Here is a 14,126-nt window from a genome sequence, read left to right as displayed (position 1 = left end):
TGCATCCCTCTGCTTGTTTTCGGTAGTGTCCCTCCTAGTGCACAGTCGGACCCCTGTGCTCGTGGGATGCTTATGCTCCCATCCGTTTTCGCATTAATGGGCTTGCTGGCGGCGTCTTTTGTCTACTGCCTTGTTCTACTACTTTTTGCTATTTTCGACGAAGACAATAGCAGTTTTTTCTTTGCCATTTTTGGACTGGCTCTACTACCTTTGGCTATAGGGTTTCGAGTAATCTGATAAGGTCAGGTTCTCAACCAGAAATGCTGCTTCGGCTGGTTCTTCCTGAAGAATACCAGCCCGATATAAAACAAGTCCACCGTCATGGTCACATCGGGGTGGGCTTTGATGGCCTCCCAAGCCCGCTCCATTTCTTCTGACCAGTGGATGTCGTCGAAAACAAATACCGAGTTATCAGTACGATGGGCCAGACAAAGCTCGAAGTAGCGTAGCGTCGGTTCGTAGCGGTGATTGCCATCGAAAAAAGCAAAGTCCACCATCGTGGGAAGCGCCGACAGGGTAGGAGCCAGCGTGTCGTCGATATTGCCCTGCACAATGCTGATATTGGTCAGGTGCAACTCTGCAAAGGTTTCGTGGGCTACGGCAGCCACATTGGGGCAGCCCTCGAGCGTGACGACCTGGCTGCGCGAATCGGCTGCCGCCAGATACGCGGTGGTGAGGCCCAGCGAGGTGCCTAGTTCCAGAATAGTAGCCGGTCGGAAATAATTGGCGAGGCGAAACAGCAGCTGGGCCAGGTGCGGGGGCTTGGCCGCCGTGCGGGCAATATCGGCAATGCGACGCTCCTGGCCCGCGCCGGTGTGCGAGCCGGCGCCAAAGTCCGTAACGCTGATGCTAGCGGGGCTATTGAGTAATTCAGTTCGCCGGGCTTCGACAGTTGCATAGGCGCCAAAAGTGCCCGTGTGGCGAACCACAGAGGTATAGAGCCCAAATACAAATGGGGAATGCAGCCCATGCGCATTGCCCGAGCGGAGCCAGAAACGAAGGTAGGCGAGAAGTTGAAACAAGCTGATTATTTAGTGGTTAGCTTTCAGCTGATGGCTGTTAGCTACGACAATCAGCAAGCCACAAAGCTACTAGCCAGCAACTGTTCGCTAACAGCTTAATTTAAGCGGTAGGGCACCATCAGGGTAAACTCGGGGATTTCCACCGAAAATTCCTGGCCATTGGCCAAGCGCTCCATCAGGTAGGTGCCGCGCATTTTGCCGACGCCGGACTTCAGGTTGCAACCGCTCACGTATTGGTGGGCCTCGCCGGGCTCCAGCACGGGCTGGCGGCCTACAACGCCTTCGCCTTCCACTTCACGCACCACGCCGTTGGCGTCGTGAATGTGCCAGTGGCGGCGTAAGAGCTTCACAGTAAATTCGCTATTGTTGCGAATATCAATTTTATAGGCAAATACGAAGTGCTCCTGGCCGGGGCTGGAGTAGTCGGGCAGGTAGTTGGTCGTAACCGAAACGGTGACGCCCTGCGTAGTGGTGGTGGGCATAAGTATCGTAGCTTATGGGTAGCTGCGGGCTTAACACAGGCCCGCCTAAATTGGTTTTACGCAAAGTCCCCGGTGGAACGCCGCAAAAGCCCGATTATTTTTCTTAAAAAAAACTTCAATGGTAAAGATAGCCGCAAGCTGGCAGCCCGTGTTGGCCGAAGAATTTGAAAAGCCCTATTTTCAACGCCTGATTGCCTTTGTGAAAGGGGAGTATGCCACGGCTACCGTTTATCCAGCTGGCTCTCAGATTTTTCATGCTTTCGACGCTACTCCGTTCGACAAAGTGAAGGTCGTAATCCTGGGTCAGGACCCCTACCATGGTCGAAACCAAGCCCATGGTCTTTCCTTCTCGGTGCAGGACGGGCAGCGCACGCCGCCTTCACTCCAGAATATTTTCAAGGAGCTGCGCGATGACATTCCCGGCACGCCGCCCCCCGCCAATGGCAACCTCGACCGCTGGGCCCAGCAAGGCGTGCTGCTCCTCAACGCCACGCTCACCGTGCGTGCTAGCGAGCCCGCTTCCCATCAGAAAAAAGGCTGGGAGGAGTTTACCGACGCGGTTATCCGCAAAGTGTCTGAAGAGAAGGAACACGTGGTGTTTATTCTCTGGGGTGCCTACGCCGGCAAAAAATCCGAACTCATTGACGAAAAGAAGCACCTGATACTGAAATCGGTGCATCCCTCGCCATTTGCAGCCGACAAGGGCTTCTTCGGCAGCAAGCCCTTCAGCAAGACCAACGCCTGGCTGCAGAAGATGGGGCTGGAGCCGATAGTATGGTAGGGTCAGCACATCGCGCTTTGTTCGTGCCTCAGCATGACGGATGCAAAGCAACTGTTGGATAAAGAGAACAGTCCTCGCGCCTGAAAGCAACAAAAAAGCCCTGACGCTGCACAGCGTCAGGGCTTCTCATGTTATTAGGCTGGTCGCTGAGAGAGGACGGATTGCTTCGTCGTGCCTCCTCGCAATGACAGTTCTAACCTTAATGGATGATGTTGAATAACCGATTCCACCGGATTTTGTGCCAAAAATCGCCGTTGGGGTCCACGGAAAGCCAGATGAGCACCGCCTTACCCACGACATGGTCTTCGGGTACGAAACCCCAGAAGCGCGAGTCTTCGGAGTTGTGGCGGTTGTCGCCCATCATCATGTAGTAGTTCTGCTTCACGGTGTAGCTGGTCAGCGGCTTGCCGTTTTGATGAATCATGCCGTCCTGCCAAGTGATGCCTTCGTTGCCTTCGTAGCGCGCTACTATTTTGAAATAGATGGCCGCATTGCCGGGGGTGAGCGTGATGGTCTGGCCCTTCTTGGGAATGGGCAGGGGGCCGTAGTTGTCCAGGGTCCAGCCGCGGGGAGTGGCGCTCATGGCACCGGAGTTGCGAAAGTCTGCTACGTCGGGGAAGAGCTGCACCTGAGGTTGAATGACAGTCATGCTCTTCACATAGGGCTGCTTGCGGAAGAAGTCGGCCGCAGCAGCCGTACAGCTGATGGCATAGCCCAGCTTGCCATCGGGGGCGGCTACGGCCTGGGGGCTGCCATTGGGCTGTTCGTAATCAACCACGCCCTGGGCGCGCAGGTCGGCGACTACTTCGTCGTTGGGGTTGTCAACCTGCATGAAATACGTGGTTTCCAGGCCGGGAGGCGTTACGCCGGGCTTGCCGTTGAGGTACACCTGAGCGTCCCGGATTTCGAGCGTATCGCCGGCCACGGCCACGCAGCGCTTGATGTAGTTGGTGCGCAGGTCGGCCGGAAATTGCTCCTCATGGGGCACGTGAAACACCACCACGTCGTTGCGCTTGATTTCAGAAAAGCCCGGCAGCCGGTACGTTGGCAGCTGAATCAGCTCCGAATAGCTTTTGAGCCCAGTGCCCCACACAGTTTGGTGGGTGAGAGGCACCTGCAGAGGGGTTTGGGGGGTGATGGGGCCGTAGTGCAGCTTGCTCACAAACAGATAATCGCCCACCAGCAAGGAGTTTTCCATGCTGGGCGAGGGAATGGTGTAGGCCTCAAACGTAGCCCAGCGAATGAGCGTGGCCGCCACAATCGCAAAAATCAGCGAGTCGGCCCACTCGCGGGTTTTTGTTTTGGGGCGTTGGGGAGAGGTGGTGCGGTCGGTTTTGAGCAAGGACATGAGAAGCAAGCTAGGGCTTGGCAATGAAAATCAGGTAAAGAAACGCAGCAGAACGCCAAGAGGCTACGCCGCCACCTGCGGCGGTTGGGGCGATTACAAATCCAGCAACTCTTTCATTCCAAATACGCCTATCCGGCCGGGCAGCCACTCGGCCGCCAGCAGGGCGCCGGAGGCAAACCCTTCGCGGCTGTGCGCCTCGTGTTTCAGTTCCAGGAGGTCAACGGCGGAGGTGTAGGTGACGATGTGCGTGCCGACGGCATCACCGGTGCGCTCGCTGATGATGGCCAACTCGGTAGGCGTCTCGGCGGGCTCGTTGCGCCAGGTGGTTTTGGTGGGAAAATGACGAATGATGGCATCGGCCGTGGTGAGGGCCGTGCCGCTGGGCTGGTCGATTTTCTGGGTGTGATGAATCTCGCGCACGGCTACGTCGTAGCCACCAAATTGGTGCATTTTGGCGGCCATGTACTCGTTGAAGTGAAAAAACAGGTTTACGCCCACGCTGTAGTTGGAGGCGTAGAAAAGGCTACCACCCAACTCACTGGTGAGGGCCTGCGCTTCCTCGAAATGATGCAGCCAGCCCGTAGAGCCGCACACCACCGGAATTCCTTGGCGCAGGCATGCTGTGACATTGGCAAAGGCTGAATCGGGATGTGTGAATTCAATGGCTACATCAACCGTATCCGGGGTGAAATCACTGATTTTAAACTGAGTGGCATTCGAGTCGACAATGCCGGCAATTTCGTGGCCGCGCTCAGCCGCAAGAGCGGCAATGGTTTGACCCATTTTACCGTAGCCAATGAGTAGAATTTTCATGAAGAAGTGTAGGTGTCAGGAATTAGTAGGAATCTAGACGGGCGTAGCATTAATGTTAGCGAAATTGCCGGCCCAACTACCGCCAACCAGTATTTTACTTTACCCGCAGAGCAAACGCCACGCCTGGGGCGGTAGGTAGGGCCAGCGGCTGGCCCGGTACAAGCAGCAGTGTGGGCTGCCAATGCAGGCTGAGGTCGGAGCTCACGTCGAAATCTTTGAGGTGCGCGTCGACCAGGGCATCTACAATTTGCAGACTGTAAGCAATGCCGATGTAGAGAATGAAAATGTCGCGATTGCGGCGATAAAATTGAACCCCGGTATCGATGCCCTCAATAGTGCGCTCTTGGCGAACGGGTAGCGGAAGGCGGGGGTCTTGAGGCCGCCAACCGCCAGGAATGGCTGATTCTGCTTTAAGCAGATTGCTGGCATCGGCGTATTGCCGGTAGCGGGTCTGGTATAAATATTCGCCATAGATGACCCCACCCAGCGAGCCATAAACCAGTGGCAGCTTCCACCACCGGCGGTTATAAATCTGGCCCGCGCCGGGCAGGATAGCCGCCAGTAGCGCGGCCTTGCCCGGGCGCGTGAGGCGGATGCCTTCGTAGCCAAAGGCCCGGAACATGCGCTCGGTGCGCTTGGCCGAGTCGGCGGCGGCCTTGTTGCGCTTGGCTTCGGCCGTTACCACTACCTCACGGGTTTCGGCAGTATCGGGTCGAATTACGGTGGGCGTGGTTGGGCCAAACACCTGCGCCTGCGCACTCTGGCCAGCTAAGAGCAGAACCAGCAATACAAACAGAACCGCGAAGTGGCGACACAAATTTTTCATAGCAAGCCTGCTAACGGAAAACGACCGTGGTTTAGCATACGAGGCGAGGCGTAGTCCTAAATTGGCTTCTCCTGGCAGAACCTCATGTGCTGTAAACTCCAGGTGCTGCTCAGGAGGGATGCAGAATGTGCAGAATGCGCTGCATGTCCTCAACTGAGTCGAAGGCGATTTTGATTTCGCCGCTGCCCTTGGGGCCGGGCCGCACCTGCACGCGCGAGCCAAACCTGTCGGTGAGGTGACGCTCGGTGCGACGCAGCTCGGCTGCCGGGACCACAAATTGAGCTGGAGCGGCAGCGGGGTTATCGGCATTTTCGCCGCCGTTGTTGGCAGTGGGCCGGCCGTAGCCACCGCGCACCAACTCCTCGACCCGGCGCACGGACAGCTCTTCGGCCACAATCTTGCGGAAGAGCTCCACTTGGGCCTTGGGGTCTTCGATGCCGATGAGGGCGCGGGCGTGGCCCATACTGATTTCGGCATCGCGCAGGCCGATTTGCACGTCGGGCGGCAGCTTCAGCAGACGCAGGTAGTTGGTAACGGTAGAGCGGTTTTTGCCCACCCGGTCGCCCAGTTCTTCTTGGCGCAGGTTGCACTCGCTCAGCAGGCGCTGGTAGCTGAGGGCGATTTCGATGGCATTCAGGTTCTCGCGCTGAATGTTCTCAATCAGGGCCATTTCCAGCATCTGCTGGTCGTCGGCCTTGCGGATGTAGGCGGGAATGGTTTCCAGGCCGGCCAGCTTGGAAGCCTGCAAACGGCGCTCACCCGAAATCAGCTGGTAGGAATTCGTGCCGAGCTGGCGGAGGGTCACGGGCTGAATAATGCCCTGAATTTTTATGCTGTTGGCCAGTTCCTGCAGGGCCTCCTGGTCGAAGTGGGTGCGGGGCTGGTAGGGATTGGCCTCAATGTGCTCGACCGAAATAAAGCCCACCGAGTTAACGGGGTGCGACACCAGCCGCTCACTGGAGCCGGGCCGCTCGCCCTTTTTATCGTAGCTGCCCTCAATCAGGGCGTTAAGGCCGCGGCCCAGGCCACCCTTGCGTTTTACGGCGGCGGCCGCTGCCAGAGCAGCTTGCAATTTCTCTTCGTTCTTCTCTAGCGCCATAGTACATCGGCCGGGCCCATAAAAGGCTATCGGCAACCGAACGTCAAAAATACGGATAGTTCAGCGAAGGACAAGCCCAGAAAAATTGGCTCAACAATTAAGTTGGTTCTCAAAATGATGCCGGGCGCCCATCAGCTTATGTAAAGCCGGGATTTCCCTTAAACGAACTGCTCCCGGGAAGCAGCTCGCCTGGCAAGCCTCCTCCGGGGAGCAGTTTCAAGTATGGCGGACCGATGCGGTAACCTTAAATCCGCTCGTCCTCAGCTGTTTCTTCGGGTCGCGCTTCCACGCTGTTCTTCTCCACAATCTCACGGGCCAGGTTCAGGTAGCTGATGGAGCCTTTGCTGTCCGCATCGTGCAGAATAACGGGAATGCCGAAGCTAGGCGACTCGCTCAGCTTCACGTTGCGGGGGATGATGGTGTCGAAAGCCAGCTGCTGGAAGTGCATGCGCACTTCCTCCACTACTTGGTTGGAGAGGCGCAGGCGCACGTCGTACATCGTGAGCAGGATGCCTTCAATTTCCAGGTCGGTGTTGAGGCGGCTTTGGATAATCTTGATGGTATTCAGCAGCTTGCCCAAGCCTTCGAGGGCGAAATATTCGCACTGCACCGGAATGATAACCGAGTGCGCGGCCGTGAGGGCGTTCACGGTGATGAGGCCAAGCGAAGGCGAACAGTCGATAATGATGAAGTCGTACTGCTCGGCGAGGGGGCGCAGGGCCTCCTTCATTTTTTCTTCGCGGTTAGGCAGGTTGATCATCTCCACCTCGGCACCCACCAGGTCGATGTGGGAGGGCATGAGGTCGAGGTGGGGCAGAATGTTGGTGGGCAGGATGATGTCCTGGGCATTGATGCCGTCCACCATGCACTCGTAGATGCTGTTCTGAATGTCCTTGGGGTCGTAGCCGACGCCGGAAGTGGCGTTGGCCTGGGGGTCGGCGTCGACGAGCAGGGTCCGGTAGTCCAGGGCGGCCAGGGACGCCGCTAGGTTAATGGAAGTAGTGGTTTTGCCCACCCCGCCTTTTTGATTGGCTACCGCGATGATTTTTCCCATGAGTCTCTAATTGTCAGTTGGTCGTTGTCAGGTGCCAGTTGGTAGGTGTTCGGTTTTTTGTTGGTTTGTGAGCGTGTTAACGCCCAAGGACTAACAGGTAGCAACGAATCACTGACAACTGAGAACTAATAACTTTTGCCGTAGCATTGCACAAAGATACATTCTTTCCCTGTTCGCATGCCCCCTTTTTTGGCACGTTTGGCGGGCCTGTTGTCTAAACCGCTGAGGCCCTTGGTGGCTCTGCTGGCGCTGGCCGGCTGCCACGATGCAGCACGCCCGGCCGCCGACGAGCGCCGCGTGTTCCGCTACAACCAGCCCGAAGCCCTGACTTCGCTCGACCCCGCCTTTGCCCGCAACCAAGCCAATAGCTGGGCTTCGGCTCAGCTCTACAACGGTTTGCTGGAACTGGACTCGACGCTTTTGCCCAGCCCGGCGCTGGCCCGCACGTTCAGTATCTCACCCGATGGCCGTCGCTACACCTTTGTGCTGCGGCGTGGCGTACGGTTTCACGACAGCGAAGTGTTTCCTGGCGGCAAGGGCCGCGAAGTGACCGCCGCCGACTTTGTGTACTCCTTCAGGCGCTTGCTCGACCCCGGTACGGCCAGCTCTGGCGGCTGGATTTTTCGGGGCAAGGTGATAGAAAAAGCTGACGGCTCGCCTAGCGATACCAGCTTCGTGGCCGCCAATGATTCCACGCTGCGGATCCATTTGAAGGAGCCGTTTATTCCATTCCTGGGCATTCTGACCATGCCCTATGCGTTTGTGGTGCCGCACGAGGCCGTGGAGAAGTACGGCAAAGACTTTCGGGAGCACCCCGTGGGCACGGGGCCGTTCCGGTTCAAGCTCTGGGACGAGGGCAACGTGCTGCTCTATCACCGCAACCCCAACTACTGGCGCCGCGACGGGCAGGGGCGTCAGCTGCCCTACCTCGATGCCGTGGCCATTAGTTTCCTGCCCGACCGCAAGACCGAGTTTTTGACCTTTCAGCAGGGCAAGCTGGATTTCCTGTCGGGAATACGGGCAGGCTCCCGCGACCTGATTATGCACCCCGACGGTACCATCCGGGACGATTTCAAGGGGAAATTTCGGGTAGAAAAAGTGCCCTATCTGAACACCGAGTACTTGGGCTTTCAGCTCGACTCGGCCAACCTGAGCGGCGAGCAAGCCGAGCAAGGCCGCGCCCTGCGCGACAAGCGCGTGCGCCAAGCCCTGAACTACGCCCTCAACAAGCCGGAAATGCTCACTTATATCCTGAACCGGGTGGGGCAGGCGGGCACTTCGGGCTTTGTGCCAGCTGCTTTGCCGTCTTTTTCTCAGGAAAAAGTACCCGGCTACACCTACCAACCCCAGAAGGCCCGGCAGCTGCTGCGGGCCGCCGGCTATGGCCCTCAGCGGCCGCTGCGCCTGCGCCTGAGCACGGTGCTGGAGCGCAAGGAAATCAGCGAGTACCTGCAGAAGCAGTGGGCCAACGTGGGCGTGCAGGTGCAGATTGACATCAACCAGTCGGCGGCTCAGCAGGACCTGGTGGACAATGGCAAAGTGGCCTTCTTTTCCAAGAGCTGGCTAGGGGACTACCCTGACGCTGAAAACTACCTGGCGCTGTTTTACAGCCCCAACTTCAGCCCTGCCGGACCCGATAAAACCCATTTCAAAAACGCAGCCTACGACAAGCTGTACGACGAGGCCCGCCGCACCCTGGACGTGGACCAGCGCACGGCCCTTTACCAAGCCATGGACCGCATAGTAGTGGAGGAAAGTCCCGTCATCAGCCTGTATTACGACGAGGTAGTGCGCCTGACGCAGAATAATGTGCGCGGCCTGACCCCTAATCCAATGAACCAGCTGCTGCTGGAGCGGGTGTATAAGGAATAGCGGCCGCAAGCCCGTTTATGCACTTCTGTGGCGTGGGCCAGTAGCGCGAACCCGTAGTTCTGGTTCGCGCGCCATTAGTGTTGTTTGGGGACGCGAACTACAAGTTCGCGCTACGTGCACAACGGCACAGAACCGAGGCTTTGGCGCTATCTTTCTACGCCTCCGAGCTGGGCCAATTGGTCGAACTGGTTGCCTAGGTAGGTGAAAAAAGCCTTCACATTACTGGGCTCGCCTTCTTCGACCACTACTGTTTTGAGCTGGCCGTTGGGCTGGCGAATGGCTACGATGGTGCTGGGCAAGTCGCTGGTGTATTCGGAGTACCGGTCTTTAAACTGGTCAAAATTAGCTTCTTTGGCCTTGCGCAGCATCTCGGTCACAACGGCGGGCGTCAGCTTTAGCTCCTTTTTCCCCATCATGGGCACAGCACGGCGGCCTTCGTAATCAACACGCCCGTCGGCGTACACCTGCATGACGTAGCCGGGGCAGGTGCCGAAGCAGGGCGTGCGCTCGAAGGTGAGCACAGGGCCGGTTTCCTGCTTTGCTTTCACCTCTTTGAGCCGGCCCTCTTCGGCCGTGGCCTTCTTGCTGGCTTTTTGGGGCTTAGCTTTCTGACTTGTCGTGGCCTTTTGGGCGCAGGCAGGAAGCGCTAGGCTGAAAGCGAAGAGAAGCAACAGAACGGTGAAATAGCGCATGACAAACAAGAATTAGAGAAGAGTTAGCACAGCGGGAGGCTGCAAGTAGGCCAACAAAAAACCGGCAGAACGAAAACCGTGCTAAGGTTTCGTTCTGCCGGTTCACTCAGCCGGGCTGAGCTGGATATTATGATTGCTTTTTCTTGGCCTGAGCCTCGCGTTCTTGTGCCGCTTTCATGGCTTCGGCAATGCGGCCCTGGATGCCGCTGGGTTTCTTGTCCTTGTTTTTGATTTTGTTGGCATCGAGTTTCGCACGGATTTTAGTGTCGTCCACAAAGGCCTTGGTGATGGCCTGCTGGGCGAAGGTTACAACGTTCGAAACGAAGTAGTACCAGGTGAGACCCGCCGCGAAGCTGTTCAGCACGAACAGGAAGATGATGGGCATCAAGTAGCTGTAGGTCTTCATCGGGCCCTGCATGGCCGTGTTGGTCTGGTTGCTCTGCCAGGTCATGAGCAGGGTAGAGGCCGTCATGAGCAGCGTGAACATCGACACGTGGTCGCCATACCATTTCACGTAGAAGGGCAGCTTCGCAAAAACGTCGTAGCTGCTCAAGTCCTTGGCCCACAGAAAGCTTTGCTGGCGAAGCTCGATGGCGTTGGGGAAGAACTGGAACATGGCGAACAGGATGGGCAGCGTGAGCAGCGTGGGCACGCAGCCGCTCAGGGGCGAAACGCCGAAGGTCTGGTAGAGCTTCATTGTTTCCTGCTGAATCTTGGTCTGGTCGTCGCCGTACTTGGCTTTCAATTCGTCAATTTCGGGCTTCAGCACCTTCATGCGGGCTTGGCTCTCGTAGGTTTTGTAGGTGAGCGGCCAGGTGACGAGCTTAATCAGAAGCACCAGCAAGGCGATAATCAGGCCGTAGGAGGTAATGTATTGCTCGAGGAAGTGGAACACGGGGAGCACCACAAAGCGGTTAACCCAGCGGAACAAACCCCAGCCCAGGTACACGTTGCGGTCGAACTCGGGGGCCACGTTTTTCAGCAGGCTGAAGGAATTGGGACCGAAGAAGAAACGGTACTGGCCCCGGCCTTGCACCACCTCGTTCACCGGAATGGTGAGCGTGCTGCTCAGGGTTTTGATGGTCGACGAATCGGCCAGGTTCACGTTGGAGTTGAAAGCACCCCCGGTGAAGGGCTGCCCGTCGGCGATGAGGCCGGCCACAAAGAAGTCGTGCTTGTGTGCGGCCCACATTACCGGGCCGGCGGCCTTGTACTCCTCGGGGTTCTCGCTGGCTTCGGCCAGGGAGCCCTGGTCGCCTGAGGCCAGGTAGTGGTTGATGGTGGTGTGGTTGCGGTTTTGCTGCAGGTCCTGCTCGGTCTGACGCACTTGGTCGACGAAGGTGAACACTAGTGGCTCCTGGGCTACGGTGCGCTCCAGGCCGTTCAGACGCAGGTTGTACTTCAGCTCGTAGCTGTCCTTCGGCAGGGTGTAGGTCTGCTCCACGCTGCCACCGGTCACGGGGGCCGTGAAGGCGATTACCGACGCACCATCGGCGGTTTGCGAAGTAGTAGGCTGAAACACTAGGTCCGAAAACCGGATGGTTTTGCCATCAATGGTACGGAAGCGGGTGTCCATGCGGGCGCTTTTCGCATCAAACAAGTCGAGGGGCTGGCCGAAGAACGTCTTGTACTTCTTCAGGCGGACGGCAGCTACGCGACCACCCCGCGTGGAGAAAGTAATGTTGAGGTGTTCATTGGAAATGGCAACGTCCTGCGCAACACCCCCAGCAGCGGCTGTGTCCAGAGCCGTTTCGGGTGCGATGGCCGCAACGGCGGCAGGAGTGGCGGCCGGGGCCGTAGCGGCGGCAGTGGGCGGAGGCGTTTTACCGGGGGCCTTAGCATCTTCCTTTTTCGGGCTGAAAAAGAAGAGGTACACGAGAAGCAAGGCCGAAATCAGGAAAAGGCCGGTTGCTGAATTTCTATCCATTAGTAATTAAAGTTGCGAAGGGGCAAAGGTACGGAGGGAAGGCCCTCTGTCATTGCGAGGAGGCACGACGAAGCAATCCGTCCTGTCAGCGCGACCAGCCCTGAGATGTGATAAAGCTTTTCAACCAGCTAGTTCTTCCCATGCTGGATTGCCTGCATTTATTAACGCCAGCTTTTTGGCCCGCGAACCTGCTTTAAGCTGTTTTTCGCGGGCAATGGCTGCGTCGATATCCGAATACGTTTCGAAATAAACCAGCTTGTGCACGTTGTATTTCTTGGTGAAACTCTCGTGCGTGCCGGCTTTGTGCTCGGCTACGCGCCGGGCCAGGTCGTTGGTGACGCCAATGTAGAGGACGGTATGGTTGGCATTGGTAAGGAGGTAGATGTAATAGGTGCGCATTGTGCTTTGAGGACTTTGTCACACCTTAGAGCTGGTCGCATTTACAGGACGGATTGCTTCGTCGTGCCTCCTCGCAATGACAACGAGCTACCCCTTGCGGTGCTGAATGGCCGCCCGCACAAACCGGCTGAACAGCGGGTGGGGCTGTTCCACGGTGCTTTTCAGCTCGGGGTGGAACTGGCCGGCCACAAACCACGGGTGGTTCGGCAGCTCTATAACCTCCACCAGGCCGGTTTCGGGGTTGGTACCGGTCATGTGCATGCCCGCTTCCTCGAATTGGGCCAGAAACTGGTTGTTGAACTCGTAGCGGTGGCGGTGGCGCTCGCTGATGTGGTTGCGGCCGTAGGCTTTGGCGGCTTTCGAGCCGCGGCGCAGGTCGCAGGCATAGGCGCCGAGGCGCATGGTGCCGCCCTTCTGGGTGATATTTTTCTGCTCCTCCATCATGGCAATGACGGGGTTGGGCGTGAGGGCGTCCATCTCGGTGGAGTTGGCGTTGGGCAGCGCCAGCACGTGGCGGGCAAACTCTACCACAGCCACTTGCATGCCCAGGCAGATGCCGAAGAAGGGAATGTTGTTTTCCCGCACGTACCGTACGGCGTTGATTTTGCCCTCAAAGCCGCGCTCGCCGAAGCCGGGCGCCACCAGCACACCGTCGCAGCCGTGCAGCAGGCTGGCCACGTTTTCGGCGGTGATATGCTCGGACTGGATGCTGCGCAGCGTCACCTTGCACTCGTTTTGCGCACCGGCGTGCACAAAGGATTCATTGATAGACTTGTAAGCGTCGGGCAGCTCCACGTATTTGCCCACGAGGGCAATGGTCACTTCCTCGGTGGGGTTTTTCAGCTTGCCGAGGAAATCTTTCCAGGCTTCCAGGTCGGGCTGAACGGTGCCGCCGGTCAGCTTCAGGCGCTTAATTACCCGCTCATCGAGGCCTTCCTTGCGCATGAGCAGCGGCACGGAGTAGATGCTGTCGGCATCGAGCGACTCGATAACAGAATTGATTTTGACGTTGCAGAACAGCGCAATTTTCCGGCGCATCTCGACCGGAATCGGGTGTTCGGAGCGGCACACCAGGATGTCGGGCTGCAGGCCGGCCTCGCGCAGGTCGCGCACCGAGTGCTGGGTGGGCTTGGTTTTGAGCTCGCCCGCCGCCTTCAAATAAGGCAGGAGCGTAAGGTGAATAACCAGGGAATCAGAATCGGCCAGCTCCCAGCGGAGCTGGCGCACGGCCTCCACGAAGGGCAGGCTTTCGATGTCGCCGATGCAGCCGCCAATTTCGGTGATGACCACGTCGAACTGGCCGTTTTGGCCCAGCAGCAGCATGCGCCGCTTGATTTCGTCGGTGATGTGCGGGACTACCTGCACCGTTTTGCCAAGGAAAGCGCCTTCGCGCTCGCGGCGGATTACGGTGTCGTAGATGCGGCCCGTGGTCACGTTGTTGGCCTGCGAGGTCGGCGTGTTCAGAAACCGCTCGTAGTGGCCGAGGTCGAGGTCGGTTTCGGCACCGTCGTCGGTTACATAACATTCGCCGTGCTCGTAGGGATTGAGCGTGCCGGGGTCGATGTTGATGTACGGGTCGAACTTCTGAATGGTGACGCGGAAGCCGCGGGCCTGCAGAAGCTTGGCAAGGGAGGCCGAAATGATGCCCTTGCCAAGGGAGGAGGTGACGCCGCCGGTAACAAAAATGTACTTGGCGGCGGCTGGCGTGGGGGGGAGGTTGCGGTCTGGCATTTCGGGAGACAAAGGTAAGGTTAGTTTCAGGGCGGAAGGCGCGTTAGTTTTGTAGTGTCGTGGCTTTTCCTGCCACCGAT

General features: G+C 57.8%; 13 protein-coding genes. 2 read left to right on the top strand and 11 right to left on the bottom strand.

Going from position 1 to position 14,126, the window contains the following annotated elements:
• Window positions 1-242: 242 nt before the first annotated feature.
• Both ACP7AJ_RS07045 and apaG read right to left on the bottom strand, forming a co-directional pair.
• On the bottom strand, window positions 243-1,022 hold the full coding sequence (locus ACP7AJ_RS07045) for an O-methyltransferase (RefSeq protein WP_426059492.1): 780 nt from the start codon (window positions 1,020-1,022) through the stop codon (window positions 243-245).
• Window positions 1,023-1,117: 95 nt separating this feature from the next.
• A complete protein-coding gene (apaG, locus tag ACP7AJ_RS07040; protein ID WP_068193013.1) occupies window positions 1,118-1,504 on the bottom strand; it encodes a Co2+/Mg2+ efflux protein ApaG in 387 nt (128 codons plus the stop codon).
• A gap of 118 nt (window positions 1,505-1,622) precedes the next feature.
• Between apaG and ACP7AJ_RS07035 the strand changes: the two genes are divergently transcribed.
• Entirely contained in the window at window positions 1,623-2,285 is a 663-nt protein-coding gene (locus ACP7AJ_RS07035; protein ID WP_426059491.1) for a uracil-DNA glycosylase, read from the top strand.
• Window positions 2,286-2,484: 199 nt separating this feature from the next.
• Here the strand turns inward: ACP7AJ_RS07035 and lepB are convergent, their stop codons facing one another.
• The 5 genes from lepB to ACP7AJ_RS07010 all read right to left on the bottom strand — a co-directional run bounded on the left by lepB (window position 2,485) and on the right by ACP7AJ_RS07010 (window position 7,425).
• On the bottom strand, window positions 2,485-3,633 hold the full coding sequence (lepB, locus tag ACP7AJ_RS07030) for a signal peptidase I (RefSeq protein ID WP_426059490.1): 1,149 nt from the start codon (window positions 3,631-3,633) through the stop codon (window positions 2,485-2,487).
• 93 nt (window positions 3,634-3,726) lie between these two features.
• On the bottom strand, window positions 3,727-4,446 hold the full coding sequence (gene dapB / locus ACP7AJ_RS07025) for a 4-hydroxy-tetrahydrodipicolinate reductase (protein WP_426059489.1): 720 nt from the start codon (window positions 4,444-4,446) through the stop codon (window positions 3,727-3,729).
• A gap of 94 nt (window positions 4,447-4,540) precedes the next feature.
• Window positions 4,541-5,272, bottom strand: a complete 732-nt coding sequence (locus tag ACP7AJ_RS07020; protein WP_426059488.1) for a DUF5683 domain-containing protein — start codon at window positions 5,270-5,272, stop codon at window positions 4,541-4,543.
• A gap of 109 nt (window positions 5,273-5,381) precedes the next feature.
• Window positions 5,382-6,371 (bottom strand): ParB/RepB/Spo0J family partition protein, encoded by a 990-nt coding sequence (locus tag ACP7AJ_RS07015; protein WP_426059487.1) that lies wholly within the window; start codon window positions 6,369-6,371, stop codon window positions 5,382-5,384.
• Between the two features lie 244 nt (window positions 6,372-6,615).
• Window positions 6,616-7,425, bottom strand: a complete 810-nt coding sequence (locus ACP7AJ_RS07010) for a ParA family protein (protein WP_426059486.1) — start codon at window positions 7,423-7,425, stop codon at window positions 6,616-6,618.
• Between the two features lie 177 nt (window positions 7,426-7,602).
• Here ACP7AJ_RS07010 and ACP7AJ_RS07005 point away from each other — a divergent pair, with 177 nt between their 5' ends.
• A complete protein-coding gene (locus ACP7AJ_RS07005) occupies window positions 7,603-9,297 on the top strand; it encodes an ABC transporter substrate-binding protein (RefSeq protein WP_426059485.1) in 1,695 nt (564 codons plus the stop codon).
• 146 nt (window positions 9,298-9,443) lie between these two features.
• Here the strand turns inward: ACP7AJ_RS07005 and ACP7AJ_RS07000 are convergent, their stop codons facing one another.
• The 4 genes from ACP7AJ_RS07000 to ACP7AJ_RS06985 form a co-directional block, all read right to left on the bottom strand.
• Window positions 9,444-9,989 carry a DUF6438 domain-containing protein gene (locus ACP7AJ_RS07000; RefSeq protein WP_426059484.1) on the bottom strand — a complete coding sequence of 182 codons (546 nt, stop codon included), beginning with the start codon at window positions 9,987-9,989 and terminating at the stop codon, window positions 9,444-9,446.
• Between the two features lie 127 nt (window positions 9,990-10,116).
• On the bottom strand, window positions 10,117-11,916 hold the full coding sequence (gene yidC, locus ACP7AJ_RS06995) for a membrane protein insertase YidC (protein ID WP_426059483.1): 1,800 nt from the start codon (window positions 11,914-11,916) through the stop codon (window positions 10,117-10,119).
• Window positions 11,917-12,036: 120 nt separating this feature from the next.
• Window positions 12,037-12,315: a GIY-YIG nuclease family protein gene (locus ACP7AJ_RS06990; RefSeq protein WP_426059482.1), complete on the bottom strand. Its 279-nt coding sequence runs from the start codon at window positions 12,313-12,315 to the stop codon at window positions 12,037-12,039.
• Between the two features lie 87 nt (window positions 12,316-12,402).
• A complete protein-coding gene (locus ACP7AJ_RS06985) occupies window positions 12,403-14,046 on the bottom strand; it encodes a CTP synthase (protein WP_426059481.1) in 1,644 nt (547 codons plus the stop codon).
• Between the last annotated feature and the right edge of the window lie 80 nt (window positions 14,047-14,126).

It is taken from the genome of Hymenobacter sp. B1770 (assembly GCF_049896385.1).
Lineage (GTDB): Bacteria > Bacteroidota > Bacteroidia > Cytophagales > Hymenobacteraceae > Hymenobacter.
The sequence above is the reverse complement of the archived record's forward strand: the minus strand, read 5'-3'. Positions and strand labels throughout refer to the sequence as shown.